The 569-nt window shown below is 69.4% G+C and carries 1 protein-coding gene; it reads right to left on the minus strand.

What is annotated here, in order from left to right:
* Positions 1-553: hypothetical protein (locus ACFPPB_RS20400; protein ID WP_377330504.1), on the minus strand; the 553-nt coding region annotated here is incomplete at its 3' end.
* Positions 554-569 lie beyond the last annotated feature (16 nt).

Genomic DNA, 569 nt, shown 5'->3' on the forward strand with positions numbered 1-569 from the left:
TCAGGCCCGACGTGTTCACCGTCAGCGCATGCGCGCCATCCAGCGTCGATGCGAAGTCGATCGCACCGCCGCCCGTGCTGGCCAGCGTCGCATCCGCACCCAGCGTCACCGCGTTGCGATAGGTCTGCGCACCGCCCGTGCTGATGCTGTTGGCGATCGTGATGCCACCACCCGCACTCGCATCCAGCGCTCCGCCCACGCTCACCACCGGCAACGCCAGCGACCCGTTGGTGTAGTCCAGCGTCAGGTTGCCCGCGATGCTCGCCGGCAGCGTCAGCGGACCCGGCGCCGCATCCGTGTTCTGCAGCGACAGATTGTCGATGCCTGCGCCGCTGCCGGCCGCAAACGTGACACTGCTCCGGAAGTCGTTGGCCTGGCTGCCCAGCAGCATGTCCTGCGACGTTCCCGCCGTCGTGCTGGTCTGCGTGAAGATCGCCGCGCCCGTTGCCGACAACGCGCCGGTCTGGCTCAGCGTCCCGTTGCTGGTCACCGCCAGCGTGCCGGCCGCCGTGCTCGTTCCCAGCTGCGTCGCCTGGTCGTTGGTCAGGCTCACGTTGCCGCCGGTCAGG

The organism is Rhodanobacter terrae (genome assembly GCF_042657005.1).
Taxonomy (GTDB): Bacteria; Pseudomonadota; Gammaproteobacteria; order Xanthomonadales; family Rhodanobacteraceae; genus Rhodanobacter; species Rhodanobacter terrae.